Annotated in this window: 23 protein-coding genes; 6 read left to right on the top strand and 17 right to left on the bottom strand. The window is 69.8% G+C overall.

Annotated features, from left to right (window positions below; translation table 11 throughout):
- The first annotated feature begins 60 nt into the window (after positions 1-60).
- Positions 61-537, top strand: coding sequence for a hypothetical protein (locus tag H507_RS17440; protein ID WP_022910858.1), 477 nt, complete (start codon positions 61-63; stop codon positions 535-537).
- 68 nt (positions 538-605) lie between these two features.
- Here H507_RS17440 and H507_RS0111495 read toward each other — a convergent pair whose 3' ends face one another.
- Positions 606-1634, bottom strand: a complete 1029-nt coding sequence (locus H507_RS0111495; protein WP_022910857.1) for a lactonase family protein — start codon at positions 1632-1634, stop codon at positions 606-608.
- A 34-nt stretch (positions 1635-1668) separates the two neighbouring features.
- On the opposite strand from H507_RS0111495, the gene H507_RS16450 reads away from it, so the two are divergent.
- A complete protein-coding gene (locus H507_RS16450; RefSeq protein ID WP_157438972.1) occupies positions 1669-2625 on the top strand; it encodes a glycoside hydrolase family 43 protein in 957 nt (318 codons plus the stop codon).
- A gap of 234 nt (positions 2626-2859) precedes the next feature.
- On the opposite strand, the gene H507_RS16445 is transcribed toward H507_RS16450, so the two are convergent.
- The 11 genes from H507_RS16445 to clpS form a co-directional block, all read right to left on the bottom strand.
- Positions 2860-4311: a DNA polymerase IV gene (locus tag H507_RS16445; protein ID WP_022910855.1), complete on the bottom strand. Its 1452-nt coding sequence runs from the start codon at positions 4309-4311 to the stop codon at positions 2860-2862.
- 1 nt (position 4312) lies between these two features.
- Positions 4313-5326, bottom strand: a complete 1014-nt coding sequence (locus H507_RS18470) for a dihydrofolate reductase (RefSeq protein WP_022910854.1) — start codon at positions 5324-5326, stop codon at positions 4313-4315.
- A gap of 8 nt (positions 5327-5334) precedes the next feature.
- Complete coding sequence (locus H507_RS0111475; RefSeq protein ID WP_022910944.1) at positions 5335-6129, bottom strand: thymidylate synthase; 795 nt, start codon at positions 6127-6129, stop codon at positions 5335-5337.
- Positions 6130-6132: 3 nt separating this feature from the next.
- On the bottom strand, positions 6133-6756 hold the full coding sequence (rdgB, locus tag H507_RS0111470; protein ID WP_211217346.1) for an RdgB/HAM1 family non-canonical purine NTP pyrophosphatase: 624 nt from the start codon (positions 6754-6756) through the stop codon (positions 6133-6135).
- A gap of 56 nt (positions 6757-6812) precedes the next feature.
- On the bottom strand, positions 6813-7598 hold the full coding sequence (gene rph / locus H507_RS16435) for a ribonuclease PH (protein WP_051139787.1): 786 nt from the start codon (positions 7596-7598) through the stop codon (positions 6813-6815).
- 262 nt (positions 7599-7860) lie between these two features.
- A complete protein-coding gene (murI, locus tag H507_RS16430; protein WP_022910853.1) occupies positions 7861-8685 on the bottom strand; it encodes a glutamate racemase in 825 nt (274 codons plus the stop codon).
- 18 nt (positions 8686-8703) lie between these two features.
- Positions 8704-8997 (bottom strand): FeoC-like transcriptional regulator, encoded by a 294-nt coding sequence (locus H507_RS0111450; RefSeq protein ID WP_157438971.1) that lies wholly within the window; start codon positions 8995-8997, stop codon positions 8704-8706.
- Positions 8994-11015, bottom strand: a complete 2022-nt coding sequence (feoB, locus tag H507_RS0111445; RefSeq protein WP_022910851.1) for a ferrous iron transport protein B — start codon at positions 11013-11015, stop codon at positions 8994-8996. Before feoB ends, H507_RS0111450 begins: the two co-directional genes overlap by 4 nt.
- Positions 11016-11025: 10 nt before the next feature.
- Positions 11026-11265 carry a FeoA family protein gene (locus H507_RS0111440; RefSeq protein ID WP_022910850.1) on the bottom strand — a complete coding sequence of 80 codons (240 nt, stop codon included), beginning with the start codon at positions 11263-11265 and terminating at the stop codon, positions 11026-11028.
- Between the two features lie 112 nt (positions 11266-11377).
- The gene (locus H507_RS17435; protein WP_245558916.1) at positions 11378-12016 is read right to left on the bottom strand and encodes a DUF2017 family protein; all 639 of its coding nucleotides are present in this window, start codon (positions 12014-12016) and stop codon (positions 11378-11380) included.
- Positions 12017-12018: 2 nt separating this feature from the next.
- The gene (gene clpS / locus H507_RS0111430) at positions 12019-12318 is read right to left on the bottom strand and encodes an ATP-dependent Clp protease adapter ClpS (RefSeq protein ID WP_022910848.1); all 300 of its coding nucleotides are present in this window, start codon (positions 12316-12318) and stop codon (positions 12019-12021) included.
- Positions 12319-12397: 79 nt separating this feature from the next.
- On the opposite strand from clpS, the gene H507_RS0111425 reads away from it, so the two are divergent.
- The 3 genes from H507_RS0111425 to H507_RS0111415 are packed head-to-tail and all read left to right on the top strand — an operon-like array spanning position 12398 to position 15129.
- Positions 12398-13732, top strand: a complete 1335-nt coding sequence (locus H507_RS0111425) for a nicotinate phosphoribosyltransferase (RefSeq protein WP_022910847.1) — start codon at positions 12398-12400, stop codon at positions 13730-13732.
- Position 13733: 1 nt separating this feature from the next.
- Positions 13734-14309, top strand: coding sequence for an isochorismatase family protein (locus H507_RS0111420; RefSeq protein WP_022910846.1), 576 nt, complete (start codon positions 13734-13736; stop codon positions 14307-14309).
- Positions 14310-14313: 4 nt separating this feature from the next.
- Positions 14314-15129, top strand: coding sequence for a carbon-nitrogen hydrolase family protein (locus tag H507_RS0111415; protein WP_022910845.1), 816 nt, complete (start codon positions 14314-14316; stop codon positions 15127-15129).
- A gap of 28 nt (positions 15130-15157) precedes the next feature.
- On the opposite strand, the gene H507_RS16420 is transcribed toward H507_RS0111415, so the two are convergent.
- A complete protein-coding gene (locus H507_RS16420) occupies positions 15158-17728 on the bottom strand; it encodes an AMP-binding protein (RefSeq protein ID WP_022910844.1) in 2571 nt (856 codons plus the stop codon).
- A 46-nt stretch (positions 17729-17774) separates the two neighbouring features.
- Between H507_RS16420 and H507_RS17430 the strand changes: the two genes are divergently transcribed.
- On the top strand, positions 17775-18380 hold the full coding sequence (locus H507_RS17430; RefSeq protein ID WP_022910843.1) for a 4'-phosphopantetheinyl transferase family protein: 606 nt from the start codon (positions 17775-17777) through the stop codon (positions 18378-18380).
- Here H507_RS17430 and H507_RS0111400 read toward each other — a convergent pair.
- The 4 genes from H507_RS0111400 to H507_RS0111385 all read right to left on the bottom strand — a co-directional run bounded on the left by H507_RS0111400 (position 18364) and on the right by H507_RS0111385 (position 23992).
- Positions 18364-19656 carry an MFS transporter gene (locus H507_RS0111400; protein ID WP_022910842.1) on the bottom strand — a complete coding sequence of 431 codons (1293 nt, stop codon included), beginning with the start codon at positions 19654-19656 and terminating at the stop codon, positions 18364-18366. The two genes, H507_RS17430 and H507_RS0111400, sit on opposite strands and share 17 nt — an antisense overlap.
- 8 nt (positions 19657-19664) lie before the next feature.
- Positions 19665-20840 carry an aminotransferase class I/II-fold pyridoxal phosphate-dependent enzyme gene (locus tag H507_RS16410; RefSeq protein ID WP_022910841.1) on the bottom strand — a complete coding sequence of 392 codons (1176 nt, stop codon included), beginning with the start codon at positions 20838-20840 and terminating at the stop codon, positions 19665-19667.
- A 101-nt stretch (positions 20841-20941) separates the two neighbouring features.
- Complete coding sequence (gene malQ / locus H507_RS0111390; RefSeq protein WP_022910840.1) at positions 20942-23098, bottom strand: 4-alpha-glucanotransferase; 2157 nt, start codon at positions 23096-23098, stop codon at positions 20942-20944.
- Positions 23099-23134: 36 nt separating this feature from the next.
- On the bottom strand, positions 23135-23992 hold the full coding sequence (locus H507_RS0111385) for an RDD family protein (RefSeq protein WP_022910839.1): 858 nt from the start codon (positions 23990-23992) through the stop codon (positions 23135-23137).
- Positions 23993-24048: the final 56 nt, after the last annotated feature.

The following is a 24048-nucleotide window of genomic DNA, read 5'->3' as shown; positions in this document are numbered from 1 at the left end:
GTCACGGCCAGGACACCGTCTCCCGACCCGTCGACAGCCGGCCCGCTCAGCGGGGCCACGGTGCCCAGGAGCATTCTCACCTTCACGGCTGACGACCAGGCCAAGGCCGATGAGGGCGAGTTCAACCCGAACGGCACCTTCGTCCACCAGGTCGACGCGGCCGATGCGTCACTGGCCGCCCTTCCCGGCTGCGGGCCGGAACCCTCGACCATCCCACGGGCCCGTTATGCGCTCACCGCTGCCTATCGCGACCCCGCGACGAACGGAATCGGGAACCTGATCCAACTGAGCTTCCCCGACCCGCAGCGGGCCGCAGCGTGGCTGTCGGTCTTCCAGGCCGATCTGAAGCACTGCCCCCGTGCGGGCATGACCCCGGCACTTGCCGAGCGCAGCGTCCAGGACCGCCGGGAGAGCGGTGGCATCACCTGGTCGGAGGCGGGAGTCCTGACCAACGACAGGGTCACCCTGGCGGCCCTGCAGGGAACCCATGACACCGGCCGCATCCTGGCGACCCTCCAGCGGTTGCCCCCGTCCTGACCGGTCACGTCCCGATCAGCCACGCCCCCACCCACACCCAGTTCCTCGGCGGTAGGGGGCCGTCCGACTCAGACAGCGCGCACCCAGTTCGCTCCCCGACCGGTGGGCCAGCGACCGACCTCGTCGAGTGCCCCACCCTCGTCCACGCTGACGAGCGACACCTCAGTGTCGCGCTCCCCCGCCACCACGGCGAACCGGCCACCGTCGAGCACCCAGAACCCACGGGGCTGGGTCGGCGTGGCGATCCTCGACACGCGTTCACCCAGGCTGCCGTCTGCGAGCACTGGCAGGCAGGCCAGGGTCGAGGTGGTGCGCTCGGTGGCCAGCACCCACTGCCCATCGGCACCCGCCTGGTGCACATCGGCGCCCCAGATCAGGTGTTCGGCGAGCGGGTCGGCGCCGAGGCGACTGTGGGTCAGACCGGCGTCGGTGGGGAAGAAGGCGCGCCTCGCCGACGGCGTCAGCGCCCCGGTGCGGTCACGCGCGAAGGAGAGCACCTCCCCCGAGAACTCAGTCACCACCCAGCCGACCTTCCCATCGCGCGACAGGGTGAGGTGGCGAGGACCCGACCCCTCCGGGGCAACAGCGGTGGCCGGGTCGAGGGCCACCAACGACCCATCCGACGACAGCGCGTACTGGGCCACCAAGTCAGCCCCGAGCGAGACGACGTACAGCACGGCCTCCCCACCGGAACCTGCCACCAACGCGCAGTGGGACTGCGGCCACTCGACCCGGGCGACGGGTTCGTCCGACGGTCGCCCCTCCTCGTCGACCGGTCGGGTCTCGGCGAATCCTCCGCCGTAGGAGGCGCCCACGAGCACCCGCCCGTCATGCGCCAGGTCGAGGTAGGTCATGGACGAGGCGACCGGGACACTTGCCAGCGCAATGAGCCGCCCGGTGGCCCGGTCGAGCCGGAAGGTGTCGACGCTCGGTTGCTTGCTCGCGGCCAGCACGAGGTCACGGGCCTCGTCCACCACGAAGGTCGAACAAGCGTTCCCCACGGTGCTCACCGCCAGCGGCTCCAAGGCGTCCCCCGTGAACCGGAAACTCGAGACGGTGCCATCACCGGCATTGGCAACGAGGACGAGATCGCGCATGCCGCCAGCCTAGTCACTGCCTACAGTGGGTCGGGTGATCGAACCCGAGGGCCACGGCTACCTGCTCGTCCATTTCGTCGAGGACCCCCACGGACATGCGGAGAAGATCTTCCTGTCCATCAGCGAGGGGGATGACCCCCTGCGCTGGCGTCGCCTCAACTCCGGTGCGCCGATCCTGGAGTCGACACTGGGAACCACCGGGGTGCGCGACCCGCACCTGCTGCGCCGTCACGACGGCAACGGGTTCCACATCATCGCGACCGACGCGCGCATCTGGACCGGCGAGGCGACCATCGACTGGGACCGGTTGTCTCGCCACGGCAGCCGGAACCTGGTCGTGTGGGACTCCCCCGACCTGGTGCACTGGTCGGAGCCGAGGCTGGTCGAGGTGGCACCCGTCGAGGCCGGCATGGCGTGGGCACCGGAGGCCCACCATGACGCCGAATCCGGTGACTACCTCGTCTACTGGTCGTCGAAGCTGTTCGCGGACGAGTCCCACACCGGCGACAGCCACAGCCGAATCCTGGTCAACCGCACGCGTGACTTCGTCACGTTCACCCCGGCCCGGGTCTTCCTCGACCAGGGCGTCGAGGTGATCGACCTGACGATCCACGTGGAAGCCGACGATGACCCACACCCGGGGCGCGTGCACCGCTTCGCCAAGGACAACTCGCCTGACGGCAGGCGCATCTTCGAGGAGGTGGCGGACAGCTTCTTCGGCGAGTGGCGACCGGTGGCGACACGGATCGGGTCACAGATCGCCGACGGCATCGAGGCTCCGCTCGTCTTCCGTCATCACCACGAGCGCCGCTGGTACCTGTGGGTCGATTCCTACGAACTCGAGCCCCAGGGCTACCGAGCCCTGACCACGACCGATCTCGGCTCCGGTCACTGGACCCAGATCGACCTCGACCTTCCCGCCCGGACGAAGCACGGCACCGTCCTGCCGCTGACCCGAACCGAGTACGAGGCAGTCGCCGCCGCCTTCTGAGCCGGCGATCAGCTGAACCACGAAGGTGGCCGCTCCCTGTCCCGGGGTTCCATCTCGATCGAGGGGCCCGGGAGTTGAGCCGGGCGACGGGTGCCAATCGTGCGAATCGTGTCGTCTGACGGGAAATGTTGCGCCCTGACCGCAACTCCTCGCGCCACAGCACACGATCCGCACGATTGGTCCGAACGCCCAGTGCTGTCCGGCCACGCGGGCCGACCACCGATCACCCTGCGCTCACCCGCCCGGGCCACCCATCTGGGACTGGGCGTCCCCGCCCACGTCATCGAGGGCCTGGTGGTCGACGTCCCCCTCCTGGCTGTCCTCGTCGTCCTCGGGCACCTGCCAGGCCATCGGCAGCAGCGCGGTGGCCCTCGACAACGCGGGGTCGTCCACCAGGAATGACCTGACCCGACCGTGGGGTGCCGCCCGGGTCTCGAAACGCACCGTGACCCGACCCAGGCCGGTTCCCCAGACCCAGCCGCGACCGTGTTCCTCGTGCTCGACCTCCATGCCGGGCGTCCAGCCGCTGCTGCGGCGCCGCCCGAAGGGGCCGCCCACGTGCTCGTCCGTGTCGCCCGACGAGACGGAGGCGCTCACGGTGTCGCCATCGTCGTCGAGGTCGAAGAGTTCCTCCTGGGCAGCGCCGACGAAGCTGGACACCCCGATGCCGAGCAGACGGACCCCGACCCGCACGTCGAGCCCGGAGAGGAGTTCCCGTCCGGCACGGGCCACCCGCTCGGGCGAGTCGGTGCCCCCACTGAACGACCGCGACCGGGTGTGGGTGGTGAAGTCACCGAATCGCACCTTGATGGTGACGGTGCGGGCGAAGAACCCGTGACGACGAAGCCTGCCGACGACCACCTCGGAGTCGCGATCCAGGATGGCCTCCAGAGCGGCCCGGTCGGTGAGGTCGGTCTCGAAGGTGTCCTCGACCGAGATGGACTTGACCTCTCGTTGGCTCTCGACGGGGCGATCGTCGCGCGCGAACGCGAACGCGTGCAGGCCCGACGCCCAACTCGACCCCAGCTCGCGGGTCAGTTCGGTCAGGGAGGCGCGCTGCACGTCGGCGACGGTGTGGATGCCGAGCCGGTTCAGCTTCTCGGCGCTCACCGGCCCCACCCCCGGTATGGCCTTGGCGGGCAACGGGGCGATGGTGGTCACCTCGTCGCCCGGGGCAACCACGTGCAGGCCGTCGGGTTTGCCGAGTTCGCTGGCGACCTTGGCCATGAACTTGCTGGTGCCGATACCGATGGAGGCGGTCAGCCCCTCGGTTCGTTCGAACACCTGGGCGCGGATCCGTTCGCCCAACTCCACCAGGGCGGGTACCGACGAGCAGTCGACGCCGCCCGCGGCCAGGTCGACGAACGCCTCGTCGAGGCTCAGCGGTTCGATCCTGGGCGAGTACTCGGCCAGCAGGGCCATCACGATGCGGGACGACTGCCGGTACGCCTCGAAGCGCGGTGACAGGAAGGCCGCGTACGGGGCCCGCCGGCGCGCCTCGGCGCCCGACATGGCCGACCGCACCCCGAACAACCGAGCCTCGTAAGAGGCGGTGGCCACCACCCCACGCACGCCCACCCCACCGACGACGACGGGCTTGCCCCGCAGGGAGGGCTTGTCGCGCTGCTCGACGGAGGCGAAGAACGCGTCCAGGTCGAGGTGCAGCACCGAGGCGGTGGAGCGCACCTCAGATCAGGTCTTTGACGACGCTCTGGTAGATGATCTGCTCCTGGCCGGCCTCGTTGACCAGTCGGCCGTGCTCGGCCAGCCCGAGGTTGTCGACCACCGCGATGGCGTCGGCGTTGTCGGCGCGCATCACGGCCCGCACCCGGGCGTAGCGGTCGATGCGGGCCAGTTGCTCGACGGCGGCCCGCACCAGTTCGGCGGTGAACCCCTGACCTGTCTTGGCGGGCACCAGCCGGTAGTAGAGCTTCCACACCGAGTCGCCGTTGGGCAGGCGGATGGCACGCATCCCGCCCGCGCCCACCAGGTCACCCGTGTCGCGCTCACGGGCCAACCAGTAGCCCAGCCCCCGGTTCAGCCAACTGGCGAGGTACTCACCTAGTTCGTTCTCGGCCTCCTCGGTCGTGGTGATGGGGCCGTCCGGGGCGAACGGGAAGGCGGCCGGGTCGGAGTGCAGGGCGAACCAGTCGTCCACGTCGACGGGTGTGGCCGGGCGGAGTTCGAGCCGGTCCGTCACGGTGACGGGGGCGTAGCGGACGAAGTCGAAGCCCCGCTGGGGTTCCCGGCTCAGCTCGGCCCACTGCTCGGGCCGGATCTCGGGGAACCGGGCGTCGCCGTCGGGCGACTGGTGCACCTCGGTGATGTCGAGCCCGGTGACCAGCTCCATCGACTGCTCGTAGATCTGTGCACCACCGGCCACGAACACGGTGTCGTCGCGGGCCTGCATCCGGTCGGTACGGGCGAGCTCGATGGCTCCCTCGATCGAGTTGGCGACCAGCACGCGGGTGGCCCCGGTGCCCGCGGGGGCCTGCCAGTCGGGATTGCGGGTGACCACGATGGTGGTGCGGTTCGGCAGCGGGCGTCCGATCTGCTCGAAGGTCTCGCGACCCATGACCAGGAAGTTGCCGGTGGTGCGTTCCTTGAAACGGGCCCAGTCCTCGGGCAGGTGCCATGGGATCCGCGACCCGTCGCCGATCACCTGGTTCTCGGCAACGGCGGCAATGCTGATGATCTGCATCGGTCTCCTCAGACGGCGATCGGGGCGGCTATGGCTGGGTGGGGGTGGTAACCGACCAGTTCGATGTCGGCCAGGGTGAAGGCGTCGATCTCGGTGACGTCGGGGTTGAGCCGCAGCTGGGGCAGCGGCCGGAAGTCGCGGGTGAGCTGCTCCCGCGCCTGGTCGAGGTGGTTGGAGTACAGGTGCGCGTCGCCCAGGGTGTGGACGAAGTCACCCACCCGCAGTCCGGTCACCTGCGCCAGCAGGTGGGTCAGCAGGGCGTATGAGGCGATGTTGAACGGCACGCCGAGGAAGACGTCGGCGGAGCGCTGGTACAACTGGCAGCTGAGTTCGCCGTCGTTGACGTAGAACTGCATGAAGGCGTGACAGGGCGGCAGGGCCATCTCGTCCAACTGGCCGACGTTCCACGCGCTGACGATGTGGCGTCGGGAGTCGGGATTCGTCCGCAACCCCTCGATCAGGGTGGCGATCTGGTCGATGTGTTCGCCGTTCGGCGTGGGCCAGGAGCGCCACTGGTAGCCGTAGATGGGGCCGAGGTCGCCGTCGGCGTCGGCCCACTCGTCCCAGATGGTGATGGCGTTGTCGTGCAGCCATGCCACGTTCGTGTCGCCGCGCAGGAACCACAACAACTCACCGAAGACCGAGCGGGTGTGCACCTTCTTCGTGGTCAGCAGGGGGAAGCCCTGGCGCAGGTCGAAGCGCATCTGGTGGCCGAAGACACTCAGGGTTCCGGTGCCGGTGCGGTCGGACTTCACCGCGCCCTCGTCGAGGATCAGACGAACCAGGTCGTGGTACTGCTGCACCGCTCAACCCCTCGCGGACTGGTCGGCAGCCAGGGTCTGCGCCACCAGCGGCATGATCAGGCGCAGGGCCTGCCCGCGGTGGGATCGCTTGTCCTTCTCGTCGGGGTCGAGCTGGGCCGCGGTTCCCTTGGCGTTGTCGGGGGCGAAGATGGGGTCGTAGCCGAATCCCTCCGAGCCCGAGGGCTCGACCGTGATGTGGCCGGGCCACTCCCCCCGCACCACGTGCTCGCGCCTCTCACCGTGGGCGCCGGGCACGACCAGGGCCATCGCCGACACGAACCGAGCACGCCGATCTGCCTCGGGAACGTCGTCGATCTGGCGCAGCAGCAGCTCGAGGTTCTCCTCGTCCGTGGCATCCGAGCCCGCCCAGCGGGCCGACCGGATGCCGGGCATGCCATTGAGAGCGTCGACCTCGAGCCCCGAGTCGTCGGCCAGCGCGGGGAGCCCGTGCGCCGCCGCGGCGGCGCGGGCCTTGATCAGCGCGTTCTCCTCGAAGGTGGTGCCGGTCTCAGGAGGGGCCACACTGTTGGGCAGGTCAGCGAGCCCGAGCACGGCCACGTCGAGCTTCATCTCCTCGACGAGACGCTGCATCTCGACGAGTTTCTTCGGGTTGTGAGTGGCCAGCACCAGGGTGGGGCCGGCGGGGCGAACCAGATCGGCCAGCCAGGCCTGGGTCTCGTCGTTCACGGGAGTGCCTCCGCCGCCGGGGTCTCCAGCGCATGACGCTGGGCACGGTCCAGGTCGGAGCAGCCCTTCAGCGCCAGGTCGAGCAACTGGTTGAGCAGGTCACGGTCGAAGGGGGCACCCTCGGCGGTGCCCTGCACCTCGATGAAGTCGCCGCTGCCCGAGACGACCACGTTCATGTCGGTGTCGGCGGACGAGTCCTCGGTGTAGGCGAGATCGAGCAGGGGCACCCCGTCAACGATCCCCACGCTGATCGCCTGCACGGAGTCCTTGATGGGTTCGCCCTTGAGGGCGCCGCGGGCCCGTAGCCATTCGACGGCGTCCACCAGCGCGACGTAGGCGCCGGTGATGGACGCGGTGCGAGTGCCGCCGTCGGCCTGCAGCACGTCGCAGTCGATCTGGATCGTGTTCTCGCCCAGGGCCTTCGTGTCGATGACGGCACGCAGGGATCGTCCGATCAGACGGCTGATCTCGTGGGTCCGGCCACCGATGCGGCCACGTACCGACTCCCGGTCGGACCGGTCGTGGGTGGCCCGCGGGAGCATGGCGTACTCGGCCGTCACCCAGCCCAGGCCCGTGCCCTTGCGCCAGCGAGGAACGCCCTCGGTGACGCTGGCGGCGACGAGCACCCGGGTCTTGCCGAACTCGACCAGCACCGACCCCTCCGCATGGTCCAGCCAGTTGCGGGTGATGGTGACCGGTCGCAGTTGGTCGGCAGCGCGTCCGTCGGAACGGACGCCCGCCGCCGGGCCGGCAGGATCAACAGGATCAGGGGTGGGGACCATGGGGGCCACCCTACTGAACCTCAGTCGATCTGTGGCCCGGCGACGGGGGGTGGAAGTCGCTGCTCCGGTCAGCGGGGGCAGTGGCAGCGGTCGGCCATGTCGACCCCGGCCAGAGCCTGTTCGACGTGCTCACCGCAGCCCTGCCAGGTGGGCTTGCCGCACTTGTCGCAGGTGACTCGAGTGCACATGGGTTCCTCCTCGGGTTGGGTGCGGCCAGCCTAGACGCTCCCCTGAAGAGGGTCGTCAACGCTGAAGAGGGTCGTCAACCGATGTGCACCCGCGAGACGTCCTGCACGAAGCCGCCGGTGAGCCGTCCCGCGATGCCCGAGAAGCGCTCCTCGTCGCCGGTGGTGAGGAAGAGTCGACGCGCCGGACGCTCGCGATCGGTGAGCAGGTGTCCCGCGGCGAGTGCGGCCCACGTCTGCTCCGCGGTCTCGGTGGCGCTCGAGACCAGGGTGACTCCCCCACCGAGCACATAGTTGAGCACTCCCGACAGGAGGGGGTAGTGGGTGCACCCCAGGATCAGGGTGTCGACCCCGGCCTCCTGGATCGGGGCGAGGTACTCGCGCGCGAGGCCGAGCAGTTCGTCCCCGCCCGTGATGCCGTTCTCGACGAACTCGACGAACCGTGGGCAGACCTGGGTGGTGAGGCTGATCTCGGGTGCGATCGCCAGGGCGTCGTCGTAGGCGCGGCTGGTGGCCGTGGCCCGGGTGCAGATGACCCCCACCTGTCGGTTGCGGGTGGTGGCGGCCGCGCGGCGGGCGGCGGGCAGCACCACTTCGACGATGGGCACGTCATAGCGCTCGCGGGCATCGCGCAGAACCGCCGCGGAGGCGGTGTTGCACGCGATCACCAGCAGTTTCACGCCGTGGGCGACGAGTCGGTCGAGGCACTGCAGCGCGAATTCCCGCACCTCGGCGATCGGACGGGGCCCGTACGGTGCCCGGGCCGTGTCGCCGAGGTAGACCATGTCTTCGCCGGGCAGCAGGTCGACGATGGCCCTCGCCACCGTGAGTCCCCCGAAGCCTGAGTCGAACACGCCGATCGGGGCATGGACGTCGGGGGTTCCCGGGGGGTTGACGCTCACCTCTGGCACGAGGGCAGACTACCGCCGGCGCGGGAGTGACAGCTGCACCAGCACCGGGCCGCTGCGGTGGGCCGACGGTGCCGCCGCCCCGCAGCCGGCGGTCGCCTCGGGTCGTCCCGAGGCGCAGCTGCCGCAGCCGCCGCTGGGGCAGCCGACGGCGAGTTCGGTGGCCCGCAGACGGCCCATGCGCCGCAGGTGGTCGACAGCGGCGTCGACGACGTCGCGGTCCAGGCCAGTGCGATCGGCCACCTCGTCCAGGCTGAGGGCGCCGGCACCGAAGGCGGCCAGCACCGAGCTCAGGGGTGCGCTCACCACCACCACCGTCCGACCTGGAAGACGACCACAGCGGCGAGCCAGGCCACCACCAACTGGAGCCCGACGCCGAAGGCCGTCCAGCGCACCCCTATCTCGCGGCGTTGGGCGGCCAGGGTCGCCACGCACGGGGTGTAGGCGAGCAGGAACACCAGGAAGGCCAGCACCGCGGGCAGGGGGTGGCCGCCCGAACTGGCGTTGAAGGCATGCACGATCTGGTCGCCCAGCGCTCCGGTCGCTCCGGTCGCTCCGGTCGCTCCGGGGGCAGGGTCGGCCACCGCGTAGGTCTGGGCCCAGGAACTGATCACCGCCTCCTTCGCCACGAACCCGACCACCAGGGCCGAGACCGTCTGCCAGGTCGCGAACCCGGCCGGGCCGAAGATCGGCGCGACGGCTTGGGCGAGCCTCCCGTAGACGGAGTCGGCCACCGGCGCCTCGCCGAAGCCCAGGCCGCCCACCGCCGGGATCGACTGCAGCAACCACACCACGGTGACGGCGGCGACGATGATGCCCGAGGCGGTGCGCAGGAAGCCTGACAGCCGCTGCCAGGTCACTCCCGCGATCAGCCTCAGCGTGGGCCGATGGAAGGCGGGGAGGTCCATCAGCAGCGGATCGGCGCCGAAGGTGCGCCACAGGGTGGTCCGCAGCAGGGCGCCCACCCCGATCACGAACCCGATGCTGACCAGGTACATCACGAACACGACCGTGCCCGCCCAGGGACCGAAGAACACCGAGGCCACCAAGGTGTAGACCGTCAGCCTCGCCGAACATGAGGTGAACGGGATCAGCAGCGAGGTCAGCAGTCGTTCGCGGGCCGTGGGCAGGATGCGGGTGGCGGAGATCGCAGGCACATTGCAGCCGAAGCCGACCACCAGCGGGAGGAAGGCGCGTCCCGGAAGACCGATGGAACGCATCAGTCGGTCGGTGACCACCGCGGCCCGGGCCAGGTAGCCGGAATCCTCGAGCAGGGCCAGCAGCACGAACATGAGCGCCATCAGCGGCGCGAAGGTCAGCACCATGCCGACCCCTGCGACCAGTCCGTCGACGACCAATCCCTCTGCCCAGGTTCCTCCCAGGCCGACCGAACCGAACGCCGAACGCAGCGTCGAGGTCAGCGGGCCACTGACCACTGAGCCCAACGCCGCTTGCAGGGGGGCTGCCACGGTGGTGGTGACCTGGAAGACGAGCCACATCACACCCATGAAGATCAGCGGCCCAGCCACCGGGGCGGTCACCCATCGGTCGACGCGGTCGCTGAGGGTGCGAGCGGCCGAGGGGTCGCGGGTGATGGAGGCCGTCACTGCGCGGTCGATGGTGGCGAAGCGCTCGTCCTCGCGTGCGAGAGCGTCGTCTTCCACGCCCTGCGAGGCCGTGGGCCCCTCCCTGAACTGATGCGGGCTCAACGGATGGGCGGCCGACGGATGAGGGGCCAGCAGGCGCGGGCTCGGCACGTCCCGGGCAGCGGAGTCGACCACGACCCGAGCCAACTCGTCCAGGCCGCGTTGGCGTCGGGGATCGACCGTCACCACCGGGGCTCCCAGCTCCTGGGCCAGCAGAGCCGGATCGACGGTGATGCCCCGGCTGGTGGCCACGTCGCCCATCGTCAGGGCCACCACCACGCGCAGGTCGTGCTCGCGCAGTTGGGTCACCAGGTACAGCCCTCGGGCCAGCTGCGAGGCGTCGACGACCGCGACGGTCACCTCGGGGCGTTCGCAGGCAGGTGCGTCGACCACCAGGCCGCGGGTGAGTGCCTCGTCCGGGCTGAGCGGATCGAGGCTGTAGGCCCCGGGGAAGTCGATCAGGGTCAGCTCCCGACCGGCCCGCCAGGTGCCCCGTGAGACCGCAACGGTGGTGCCCGGCCAGTTGCCCATGGTGACGCGGGCGCCCGTCAGCGCGTTGAACAGCGTGGACTTGCCCACGTTCGGGGCTCCCACCAATGCGACCACCGGCGCACCACTGCCCGCTCCCGCATCGGACGAGGACCCGTGACAGGTGGCCCCGACGGTTGCCGCCCTCATCGTGCCCGCCTCATCTGGGCTGGACCATCAGGGCCGCGGCCAGGTCTCGTCCCAGTGCCAGCCTGGAGTCGCCCAGCGAGACCACTCGTCCACCACCGGCGGTGGCGAGCACCACTTCGAGTCGGTGGCCACGACGGATCCCCAGCGCTGCGAGCCGGCGCAGCAGCCCCGGACTGCCCTGGGCCTCGACGAGGGTGAGGGCGATGTTCAGGGGAGCCTCGAGCACGGAGCAGGCAGCGGACGTGGTCACGGCAACGAGCTTAGGTATGCCTCACCTGGGGTCCCTGGGCGGGTCGCCAATTTCGTCAGGCAACCCTGCCTTAACTGGTGCCCGGGTCGGGTGGCCCCCCGGTCAGCGAGCCTCAGGCGGGCTCGGCCAACGTCTCGAGCAACGACTCGAGCATCCACCCCAACCAGCCGTAGTACTGGTGCACCACGGCCCGCGGGTCGTCGTCCGGCAGTTGCGCGGCCTCGTCTGCTGACACCTCGTCGGTGATCCCCAGCAGCACCGACAGCACCAGCCTGAGGTTGTTCAACGTGCGCAGCCAGGCCTGCAGGTGATCGGCAGGGATCTGCACCCGTCCGCGGGACGACAGGTGGTCGAGATCCTCGAGCACCAACCGGCACTCGGCCACCTTCTGGCGGCGCTCGTCAGCCTGGGTGAACCGGCGGAAGTCGTAGGCCGCCTCCGGGTCATCGGAGTAGGCGCTCGGGAACAGTCGCGCCGTGATCGGGTCGGGGTCGTCGAAGTCCTCGTCCTCGATGGTCTCCGACTCCGAGAAGCTGGCCTCCCACACGTGGAAGGGGTCGTCGTCGGGCCCCGCCGACCTGGCGTCGGGCACCGACGCGTCGGGCGAGTCCCTCCGTCGGGTGGCTGCGGCGGTCTGTTGGTCGTGCTCGAGAACGTCGAGCAGTTGCTGCACCAGGTTGGGCAACAACTCCTGCTCGAGACCGTCGAGCGTCAACACGGTCTGCACGCCGCGGCGGCTGAAACGTCCCATGGTCACGACCGGTCCACGGTGGCCCACAGCCCGAAGCCGTGCATCGCCGCGACATCGCGTTCCATCTCCTCGCGGGTGCCATGGCTGACCACCGCCTTGCCCTCGTTGTGCACCATCAGCATCAGTTCCTCGGCCTTGTCGAGGCTGTAGTTGAAGTAGGTGGTGAAGACGTAGGTGACGTAACTCATCAGGTTCACCGGGTCGTCCCACACGAGGGTGACCCAGCCGGGGGCGACCTCGGCCGAGGTGCTGGTCTGCTCGACGGTCGCAGTGCCGCCCGCTGGCGTGACAGGAACAGACATGGCTCCAGTATGTCCGACGACGACCACCTGACCCCGCAAACCGGGCGGCGGGCAGGGTGGCACCCATAAGCTGACGGGCATGACGACGGCGCTCCTGACCGACCATTACGAGCTCACCATGGTGCGGGCTGCGATGGGGGACGGCTCGGCCTCCCGCCACAGCGTCTTCGAACTGTTCGGGCGGCGCCTGCCCGAGGGACGCCGCTACGGGGTGGTCGCCGGTGTGGGACGCGCGCTGAGGGCCCTGGAGGAATTCCGCTTCGATGAGGAGACCGTCGACTTCCTCGTGCGTACCGGGGTCGTCAACGACGACCTCGCCCAGTGGCTCTCGACGTTCCGGTTCAGCGGGAACATCTGGGGCTACGGCGAGGGCGAGGTGTACTTCCCGGGCTCCCCGCTGCTCGTGGTCGAGGGCACCTTCGCGGAGGCGTGCATCCTCGAGACGCTGTTCCTGTCGATCTACAACCACGACTCCGCGATCGCCTCGGCCGCCAGCAGGATGACCGCCATGGCAGAGGGCCGTCCGGTGATCGAGATGGGATCGCGCCGCACCCAGGAGTGGAGCGCCGTCGCGGCCGCCCGGGCCGCCTGGATCGCCGGGTTCGCGTCGAGCTCCAACCTCGAGGCGGGGCGCAGTTGGGGGGTGCCCACGGCCGGAACCGCCGCGCACTCGTTCACCCTGCTGCACGACTCCGAGGACGACGCGTTCCGCTCCCAACTCGCCGCCCTGGGTGAGCAGACGACGCTGCTGGTCGACACCTACGACGTGGAGCGGGCCGTCCGCTCGGGGGTCGAGCTGACGCACGGACGACTGGGTGCCGTGCGCCTCGACTCCGGAGACCTGGCCATCGCTGCCCGTGAGGTGCGCGACCTGCTCGACGACCTGGGCGCCGAGGACACCCGGATCATCGTGACCTCCGACCTGGACGAGTGGCAGATCGCGGCTCTGCGTGGGTCGCCCGTGGACGGGTTCGGGGTCGGCACCTCGGTGGTGACCGGGTCGGGCCACCCCACCTGCGGGTTCGTGTACAAGCTTGTGGCCCGGGCCGACTCGAACGAACCGGGTGCCCCGCTGCAACCCGTGGCCAAGAAGTCGACGAACAAGGTTTCGGTCGGGGGACGCAAGTACGCCCTGCGCCGACGCGACGAACACGGTCACGCCGAGGCGGAGGTGGTCGGCATCGGCGCCGCGCCCGGCGACGACGGCAACGATCGTCCGCTGCTGGTGGAGTTGGTGCGTGACGGCGAGATCGTGGGTCACGAACCGATCAACGCTGCCCGTGAGCGACACCAGGCGGCACGGGACGAACTGCCCCGCTCCGCCCTGCGTATCTCGAAGGGCGAGCCGGCCATCCCCACGCTGATGCTCGACGAAGACGGAGACCTCACCCTCAACCCCTACCAGAAGGCCTGACATGAACGCGCGTGCCCTGATCGTCGTCGACGTACAACCGGACTTCTGCGAGGGGGGCGCGCTGCCCGTCGTCGGCGGCAACGCGGTTGCCGACAAGATCGCCGACCTGCTCGACTCCGAGCACGGCTACGACCTGGTGGTGGCCACCCGCGACCACCACATCGACCCCGGCGCTCACTTCTCCGACCATCCCGACTACGTCGACTCGTGGCCCCCGCACTGCGTGGTGGGCACCCCGGGGCAGCGACTGCACCCCGACCTCGACTCCCGCGAGTTCGCGGCCGTGTTCGACAAGGGCTCCCATGCGGCTGCCTACTCGGGCTTCGAGGGCACGATCGGTGGGGAGCCCGAGGGCGAGGCCCTCGAGCCCTTCCTGCGCCGCCACGACGTCAGTGAGGTCGACGTCTGCGGGCTGGCCTTCGACTACTGCGTCAAGGCGACCGCCGTCGATGCCGCCGCGGTCGGGTTCCGCACCCGGGTGCTGGTCGACCTGACCGCCTCGGTGCACCCCGAACGCGACGACGAGCTGGCCGACCAACTCTCGGCTGCTGGCGTCGACACCCACACGGCGCACTGATCCCGTGCTGGGTGTCGCGGCGGCCCAGTTCGCCCCCACCGATGACCGGGCGCGGAACCTCGCCGAGATCGAGGGACTGGCCCGGTTGGCGGCCGAGCGTGGCGCAGGACTGGTGGTCTTCCCCGAGTACTCGAGTTGGTTCGTACCAGAGCTCGGCCCCGCCTGGCTGGATCATGCCGAACCGGAGTCGGGTCCCTTCGTCGCCGGGCTCGGTCGGATCGCGGACGATCTGGGTGTGCACCTCGTGGCGGGGATGGCCGGGGTCTCGTCCGAACCCGGCAAGGTGAGCAACCAAGTGGTGGCGGTCGCGCCCGACGCCGGGGTGGTGGCCACCTACCGCAAGCTGCACCTGTACGACGCGTTCGGGGGACGCGAGTCGGACTGGGTCGAGGCGGGTGACCTGCGCGACCCTCAACTGTTCGAGGTGTCGGGCTTCCGGGTGGGGCTGCAGACCTGCTACGACCTGCGCTTCCCGGAGGTCACGCGATGGCTGGTCGACGCGGGCGCGGAGGTGGTGCTGATGCCGGCCGAGTGGGTGCGCGGCCCGTTGAAGGAGTCCCACTGGGACTCACTGATCAAGGCACGCGCCATCGAGAACACCGTCTGGTTGGCCGCCGCCGACCATCCACCGAAGGTGGGGGTGGGGCACTCGATGGTGGTCGATCCGATGGGTGTCCAGCTCGCCTCGGTGGGAGAGGAGCCGCGGGGGGTGGCCCTGGCCTGGTTGGATCGTGAACGCCTGCGCGAGGTCCGGACGACGAACCCGTCACTGCGGTTGCGTCGGTTCCGGGTGGAACCCGGTCCACCGGCGACCGACTGATCGCCACGGTGGTGAGCCGTCGAGCGGGTCAGCGATCCCTGGCGGTGGACGGCGATCCGTCCAATCGGACGAGTGACCTCAGGCGCGTCACGAAGGGATCGGCCAGCCACCACAGCAGACAGCCACCGACCACGGCAGCGAGCGAGCGAGCGATCCCCGGCACGACCCCCGGCTCCCACCGCGGGACGAGTTGGAAGATCTGGAACTGGAAGACGTAGATGTAGAGCGAGGCCGACGCGATCACCACGACCGTCGAGACCAGGCGACGGGGAACAGGCACGTCGCGCACGAAGGCCAGCAGGCACACCCCGGCCAGGATGGTCAGGTTGCGCTGCGGGTCGGGGAAGTACGTGACGATCCCCACCGCCAGCACCGTCAGGCTCACCAGCCGTCGCTGTACCGTCGCGGCGTGGGAGATCGCCGCCCCGACCGCGAAGATGAAGAACACCGTGTGCGGCACCCCTCCCACCGGAGCATCAGAGATGGCATGGGCGACGAACCGGGGCACCAGCGCCAAGGCGGCGATCACCACATGCACCCGCCATGGGTCGGCGCGACGAGCGCGCGCGATGGGCGGCACGGCGCAGAGCACCGTCATCACGACCAGACAGGCCACCAGCGAATCGACGAACCACAGTTCCACCCGGGTGTCGTCGAGGCCTCCGAACAGCCAGTTCAGCAGGAAGACATTGGCCCAGCCATAGCGGTCGGAGGCCACCATCCCGACGATAGCGGCGGCGGCCGTGGGCAGCCACACCCCCACCACGGAGCGCAGGGTTGCCTGGAGACGCTGGCGCGCGCCCTCCAAGGACAATCCGAACCGTGCCGCGTTCCAGCCAGCGATGGCGAGCAGGACGTGGGCACCCCCGGCTGCGTCGATCACCCGCGTGTGGGAGAAGCAGATCATCAGGACGGTCAGGGCGCGCAACACCACATTGGTCTCGACCCGGTGCGAGGTCCGGTGCTCGGGGGCGGCGAGTTCACGGAGGGGACGATGGTGCCAGTCCGACGGCAGATCGCCGACCAGGGCACCGAGACGGGTCGTCGCAGCCACGTGGGTCAGGGAGTCGCCGCCCTGCTCGACGAACGACCGGTCGGGATCCAGGGAGTCCACCGCCAACACGGAGGCCAGCACGCCGGCGACGTCGGTGACGGTGACGGCCTCACCGCCGGAGTCCACGGACCGACGCGTCTCACGACAGCTGTCGAGGGTGGCGGCGCGAACCAAGGCGTCGGCGGCGATCCGGTCGACCTTGCCGTTGTCGAGCAGGGGCATCGGCATCACGGCCACGTCGATGACGGCCGGCCCGACCCCGCTGGCCGCGGCGGCGTCGCGACGGACCCGGCTGGCACGTCCGGGGTCGTCGTGCACCGCGGGGTTCACGGCGATCCGCAGACCGGTGTCATCACCGGTGACCACGACCTCGTGGCCCTGCTCGCCCAACAGCTGTTCGAGGCGATCGAGGTCGACGCGCAGCCCCATCAGCTTGGCGAAGTTGCGGCGTCGTCCCACGATGCGCACGAAACCGTGGTCATCGATGGTGGCCAGGTCGCCGGTGCGGAGTTCGTGCTGCATCCTGCCCAATGCCAGGTCGTCGGCATGTTCGGCGTAGCCCAACATCACGCTCGGCCCCGTCACCACCAGTTCGCCCACTCCTGGGCCGTCGGCCTCCGGCACCGAGAGGTCCAGCCGCAGTCCGGTGCCGGGGACGGCTCGTCCGACACTGTCGGGATGACGCTCGGCGCACCCCGGTGGTCCGATGGTGATGCGGGCGGTCGACTCGGTCTGGCCGTACATCACCCGCACCTCGCAACCCGTCGACGAAGCTGCCGCCGCCAACTGGCTGATGCTGCGGGCCGGGAGTCGACCCCCGGCCTGGGTGAGCATCCGAAGATCGGGGAAGCCGGAGTCCAACAGCGCTGAGTCCGCCAGCCACTGGGCTGAGTGCGGCACCAGCGCCACGTTCGTGACACCACGTTCACGCACCGTCGACCAGAACTCGGGCTCGACCGGCGACCCGTCGTCGATCACCAACGAGGCCCCGGCCACGAGGTGGGCGTGCAGCACCGACAGCCCATAGCAGTAGTGCAGGGGAAGCGAGGTGATCCCCCGGTCGTCCGCTGTCAGCCCCAGGGCCGCGACGATGCCCCGGGCATTGGCGCGCAGGTTCTCGCGGGAGAGCCTGACCAGTTTGGGGGACCCGGTACTGCCCGAGGTGCTCAGCAGCACCGTGAGGTCGGGGTGCAGCAGGTGCCGGGGTCCTCGAGGATCCCCCACCCAGTCGAAGCCCCCCGGGACCAGGTCGAGGTCGGCCGGGTAGGTGGCCACCACCTGCTCGGTCCTGGCCGCCTGTCCGGGCTGCCCGGGGCCCAGCACCAACGCCACGTGGCCCGCCTCAAGCACGGCGAGGTAACCGATGATGGCATCGAGGGTTCGCTCCATCCGCACATGCACCAGACAGCGGCCATCGAGCGAGTCGGGCAGCAGTCGCGCCCGCTCCGAGACAAGACGGCCGAGTTCGGCGCCGGTGACCACCCGGTCACCGGCCACCCATGAGCCGGGCAGGATGGCAGCCGGGTCGTCCAGCAGGAGCTTCACGGCAATTAGGGTAGCCTGTGCTTACCTAATCCCCGTCATCGCCCACATGGACACTCCCCTGCCCCCAGCATCGCCACCCCGAGACACCACCACCCACGTCTGGTGGACTCCGCTGACGCTGGCCTCGATCGAACAACTCGACGTGCTGGACGAACCGGAGCGGGCCAGGCTCGAACGCATCGCACCGCCCGCCGACCGGGCACGGGTGATGCTCGGAGCGGCCCTGCTGCGCCACGCGATCGCCGGGCTGAGCGGGCTCGCACCCGACCTCGTCGAGGTCGACCGCACCTGCGAGGAGTGCGGACGGCAGCACGGTCGTCCGGTGCTGGTCGGGCAGCCGTGGCAGGCATCGGTCTCACACTCAGGGCTCCTGACTGTCGTCGCCCTGTGCCTCGAACCGATCGGCATTGACGTGCAACGGAGAACCGGCGGCCAGCGAGGAGCCGGCGGGGACGGCCGGGTCGACGTCGATGGGGAGGTCGACGTGGAGGACTGGGTGAGGCGCGAGGCGCGGTTCAAGTCAGGGCTGGTCGCGCCCTCGTTCGTCGACCTGCACCCACCCGCGCCCGGGCATGTGGCAATCCTGGCCCGGTCAGGCAATGGCCCGGTCGTCGAACACGACGGGGCTGAGCTGCTCAGGCGGCGGCCGTGACCTCGTCGGCCTCCTCATGGGTGGTGACCCAGAACCGGGCCGCCACCACCAGCCCCGCCAGCAGCAGCACCGAGGTGAGCATGAAGGGCCAGCTGCGGTCGTGGCTCGACAGCCACCCGCTGAGCCACCCGAACGGCGCGGTCACCAGCATCACCGCCGTGCGCTGGATCGCCATCACCCGGGAGCGCTCGGTGCGGTCGACGTGCAGGGCCACCAGGGACTCGGCCAGCATGAACAACATCCCGGCTCCGAACGCGTCCAGCAGCAGGCACACCCCCAGCAACGCGAAGGTCGACAGCGACGCGCCGCCCGGGGCCGCCGGGATGGTGACCAACAGCGCCTGGCCGGCGAGATAGACCCCGAACCCCAGCATCGTGGGCACCCTCAGGTGCTTGCCGTGGGTGAGCCGCGGGATCAGGGTGAAGAAGAAGAGCACCGACAACAGCGAGCGCACCATGGGGAAGAACGGCAGCAGCGCGTCGCTGACCCCCAGTCGCTGGTTGATCGCGACCTGCCAGAACGTGCCGTTGACGAGGCTGACGGCGGCCACGAGCACCGCGATCACGAGCGAGAAGATCGTCCCCCTCGAACGGACGATCAACCGCGCCACCCCGCGGTACTCCCACAGCGAGGTCCAGATGCTGGTGCCGCGCGTCTGGGCCATGCGCAGCCGGCCCGTGTCGGTCTCGGTGGTGAACCGCCACAACAGCCAGATCTTGACCGACATGATGACTAAGGCGTTGAGGTAGAGGATGCGCACCGCCAGTTCCAGCCCCAGGTTCGACACCAACAGGGCGGCGATCGGGGCGAACAGCGAGGAGAACTCGGCAGCCACCTTCACCAGCGAGTACACCCGCGGGATCTGCCTGCGGTCGAGGTCCTCCACCAGCAGGCAGTCCCAGGAGTTCTGCGTCACCTGCCAGACGCCGTTGACGACGGAGGCGACCAGGAACCACCAGAAGTTCTGCGCGAACGCCCAGATCAGGCACGGGATCGCCCACGAGACGATGTCGAAGACCGCCGTGGTCAGGCGTCGGCCGAGCTTGTCGGTGATCACGCCGCTGAGCAACCCGAACACCATCTGCGAGAGCATCGAGATGGTGGCCAGCAGGCCGATCTGGGTGTCGTGGACGCCCAGGGCAAGCATGAACACCGAGGCGTAGGGCAGCACCAACATCATCGACAGACCCCACATGGGCTCTGAGTAGACAGCCGCTCGGCTGTTCCCACGCAGGTGCAGCAGGGTCGAGATCATGGGGTTGCGAACGCCGGACACCCCACCAGTCAATCCACGCCACCGCCGGTTGTCGAACCGTCCCGCATCCCTAGACGGAACCCTTTGAGCGCACCGCTGCCGCAACCAAGAGCAGCCAGCCGGCGGCCGGCCTCGTCGAGCACCTCGTCCGACTTGCAGAAGGCGAACCTCACCAGGCTGGCCACCTCGCTGCGGTGTTCGGGCTGGACGAACGCCGACACCGGCACCGCCACCACCCCGGCCAGTTCGGGGAGTCGGTGACAGAACTCCTCCGCGTCGCGCCACCCCAGGCGGGCGACGTCGACCACGGTGAAGTAGCCCGCCTCGGACACCGACACGTCGAACCCGGCCGACAGCAGGGCCGCACACAGCCGGTCACGCTTGCCGGTGAGGGTTCGCGCCAAGCCGGCGAAGACCTCGTCCGGCAGGGCGAGGCCCACGGCCACGGCGGGCTGGAAGGGCGCCCCGCCTGAATAGCTGAGGTACTGCTTCACGGAGAGGACGGCCGTCACCAGGTGTGCCGGCCCGCTGGCCCAGCCCACCTTCCACCCCGTGACGGAGAAGGTCTTGCCAGCCGAGGAGATCGACAGCGTCCTCTCGGACCCGCCCGGGAGCGTGGCCACGGGCACATGTCGTCCTTCGTGCACGAGGTGCTCATAGACCTCGTCGGTGACGATGGTCGCGTCGTGACGATGGGAGAGTTCGACCACCAGCTCGAGCACCGCGCTACCCAGGACGGCGCCGGTGGGGTTGTGGGGGGAATTCACGAGGATCACCCGGGTGCGGTCGTTGACGGCTCGGCGCAGGTCGTCCGGGTCGGGTTGCCAGTGGGGGAAGCGCATCCGTACCGGCACGAGTACGCCACCTGCAAGTGCGACCACGGCCGAGTAGGCGTCGTAGGTGGGTGAGAGGCAGACCACCTCATCCCCCGGTTCGACCAGCGCGAGCAGCGCAGCCGCGAGGGCCTCGGTGGCGCCGGCGGTGACCACCACCTGGGTCTCGGGATCGAGGTCGAGGCCGTACCAGTGGCGCTGGTGGTCGGCGATCGCTGCCCTCAGCCCCGCCTGCCCGGGTCCTGGCGGGTACTGGTTCACGCCGTCGGCCATGGCCCGATGGGCCGCCTCGAGCACCTGGGCGGGCCCGGGCTCGTCCGGGAACCCCTGACCGAGGTTCAGCGCGCCGGTGCGTGCCGCCAGCGCCGACATCTCAGCGAAGACGGTCTGCCGGACGCCGCCGCCCGTGTCGAGCAGGCCGGCGCCGGCGATCGTCCGCTGCCAGGGGCTGTACTCCCCCGGTGCACGGCCGGTCAGCGGGGTCCCCAGGGTGCGGGCACGGTCTGGAAGCCGTTCATCACGGCCGACAGCCGCATGGCGCGCTCGGAGCAGTAGACGTCCTCGAGCAGCATCGGTTCGCCGTCGGGCCCCGACAGTGGCACCCGCCAGTTCGGGTACTCGTCGATGGTTCCCGGCTGGTTCTGGGTGAGCCGATCACCGACCGCGTCGGTGAGAGCCACGTTGAGCACCCGGGCAGGGGTGCGGAGCAGGAACCGGTGCATGCCCAGCACGGTCGACTCCACCTCGTCGACGCCCTCCTCGGGCACGATCAGACCCAGGTCATGCAGATGGGTGAGCAGTCGACGCTGCTCCTCCTCGTTGTGGGCCAGTTCCTCCTCCACGGTCTCGGTCAGCAGGCCCAGGTCGTGGCGCAGGCGCACGTGGTCGCCGGCGAGGTAACCGGTGGTCGGCGGCAGGTCGTGGGTGGTCACCGAGGCCATGCAGTACTCCCGCCAGTTCTCGGCCGGCAGTGGGGAGCCGTCGGGGAGGTTCTCGAACCAGAGCACCGAGGTGCCGAGCAGTCCCCGCCTCGACAGGTAGTCACGCACCCACGGTTCGACGGTCCCGAGGTCCTCCCCGATCACCAGCGCCCCGGCGCGGTAGGCCTCCAGCGCCAGGATCCCGATCAGGGCCTCGTGGTCGTAACGCACGTATGCACCGTCCTGGGGTGATCCACCCGCCGGCACCCACCACAGTCGGAACAGCCCGATGATGTGGTCGATCCGCACCCCACCGGCATGCCGCAGCACTCCCGCCACCAGTTCGCGGAAGGGGGCGTAGGCGAGGTCGGCCAACCGGTCGGGCCGCCACGGCGGCTGCCCCCAGTCCTGCCCTGACTGGTTGAACTGGTCGGGCGGGGCGCCCACGGTCACCCCTTGGGCGAAGACGTCAGCGAGCCGCCAGGTGTCGGCACCGGCGCCGCTCACTCCGACGGCCAGGTCCTGGATCAGTCCCAGCGCCATCCCGGCGTCCTTGGCGGCCTGCTGGGCCAAGGAGACCTGGTGGTCGCAGTTCCACTGCAGCCATTCGAAGAAGCGCACCCGATCGGCATGCTCACGGGCGAACTCGGCGACCTCGGGAGAGGTGGGACGCCGCAACTCCTCCGGCCACTGCCGCCAGTCGGGCCCGTGCACCTCGTAGAGGGCCGACCAGACGGCGAAGTCGCGTAGGGATCGTCCCTCCCGCCGCAGGAACCCCTCGAAGGCCATCTGCCGGGCGGGCGGCAACCCCACCTGGTAGAGGATCTCGAGCGCCTCGAGCTTGGCCGCCATCGCCTCGTTCCGCTTGATCTGCACGGCACCGGCGAGGTCGTCCCACAACTTCGACCGCAATCGCTCGATCCGGTCGCGGGTGGAGTCGTCGACACCGGCGAACTCGGGAATCGCCTCCGGCCGCAGGTACAGGGGATTGACGTAGGTGCGGCTGGACGGCAGGTACGGCGAGGGCTCCATCGGGGCCACCGGCTGGGCTGCGTGCAGCGGGTTCACCAAGATGTAGTCGGCGTAGGTCTGGGTGCGCGCCCAGGTGCTCAGGTCGGTCAGGTCGATCAGGTCGCCCACTCCCCAGGACCGCGACGACCGGACGCTGTACAGCTGCGTGGCGTAGCCCCAGACTCGGCGGTCCCCCAGGCTGCGGGGGAACCCGACGAAGGTGGGGGTCACGATCAGCGACGACTCCTGTTCGCGCCCCTCGTTGAACAGCACCAGCCGGTGGTAGCCGAGCGGGAGGTCTGCGGGCAGCACGAAACTGGCCTCCCCCGTCCAGACACCCTCGATGTCGCGATCCGCCTCGTCGTTGACGGTCTGCCCCAGAGGGATCAGCCGTCCGTCCTCGGTGCGCACGCTCACCCCGGCAGGCGACCCACCCGGCACGTGCACGTCGATGGTGCGCACCTGGCCCTGTTCCATCACGACGCAGGCTGGCAGGGCTCGTCGCCACCGTCGGATCCTGATCTCGTCGACGGCCGCAGCCGCGGTTTCAGGGGTGGACGCATCGATGCCGAGGGCGCCGAGGATCGTCACGACCGCCGATTCCGAGATCTGGGTGTGGCGACCCTTCCAGTCCCAGAACTCCGTCGCGATGCCGAAGTGCTCGGCCAGGTGATTGAGGGCGTCATTGTCCAGTGGCACGGCGAACAGCCTAGCCGCGGCGGACGGGGGGCGGGCTCAGCTGGTGCTGATGACCTGGGTGCGGGCCAGTCGGTCCTGCAGGGCCTGGCAGCGGGGCTTCTGCAGGGCGGCGAGACAGGTGACCAACGTGACGATGCCGACCGAGATGTCGACGAGGGCCGCCCCACCGACGACGACGGCCCGGATGATCGCCTCACGCCAACCGATGTTGCCGCGGCCGCGGTCGACGGGGACGATGCGCAGCCCGAGCGCCATCTTGCCCAACGTGCGCGAGGTGAGGCCGACCATCAACAGTTGGTAGGCGAACATGACGGCCACCCAGACCAGCGCGATCGCCGAGACCGGTCCCTGGATCTTCTCGGCGAGTTGGATGGAGTTGCTGAAGGAGCCGGTGCTGACGGCAGAGGAGTAGACCGCCAGGTACTCGCGCACCCAACGGTAGGCCAGCGGCAGCGCGATCGCCGAGACGACGAACCAGTCGATCAGGCGTGCCAGCAGCCGTTGGCCGAAGCTGGCGAGCGGTACCCCGTCGGCCGTGGCCGGGCGCAGCATGCCCAGGGCGTAGCCAGCCGGAACCTGGGTGGGGTGCTGGACGCCCGGGGTCGCGCCCGGTGCCAGCTGATGCGGTACGGGCGGGTGGGCGGGCGACTCGTGGGTGGGCTGACCCGAGGACGAGCCCCAGGGCTGACCGGACGACTGCCCGGAGGGTTGGGGGGTCGGGCGCGAGGAGCCGGACTGGCCGGTGGCCGCCCCCAGACCCGACGACCAGCGCCCATCGGGCTGGGGATCACGCACGTTGTGGGTCCAGCGAGTGCCCTCCCAGTACCGCTCCTGCTTGGGATCGTTCGGGTCGGGGTACCAGCCCATGGGCGGCAACTGCGGATGATCGGTCACCGCTCCAGTCTTCCATGCCGCACCGCACCGACCTCCGAAGGCACCCCAGAGGCCGG

Source organism: Aestuariimicrobium kwangyangense DSM 21549 (genome assembly GCF_000421525.1).
GTDB classification, from domain to species: Bacteria; Actinomycetota; Actinomycetes; order Propionibacteriales; family Propionibacteriaceae; genus Aestuariimicrobium; species Aestuariimicrobium kwangyangense.
Note: the sequence above shows the minus strand (reverse complement) of the source record. Positions and strands in the feature narration are given on the sequence as shown.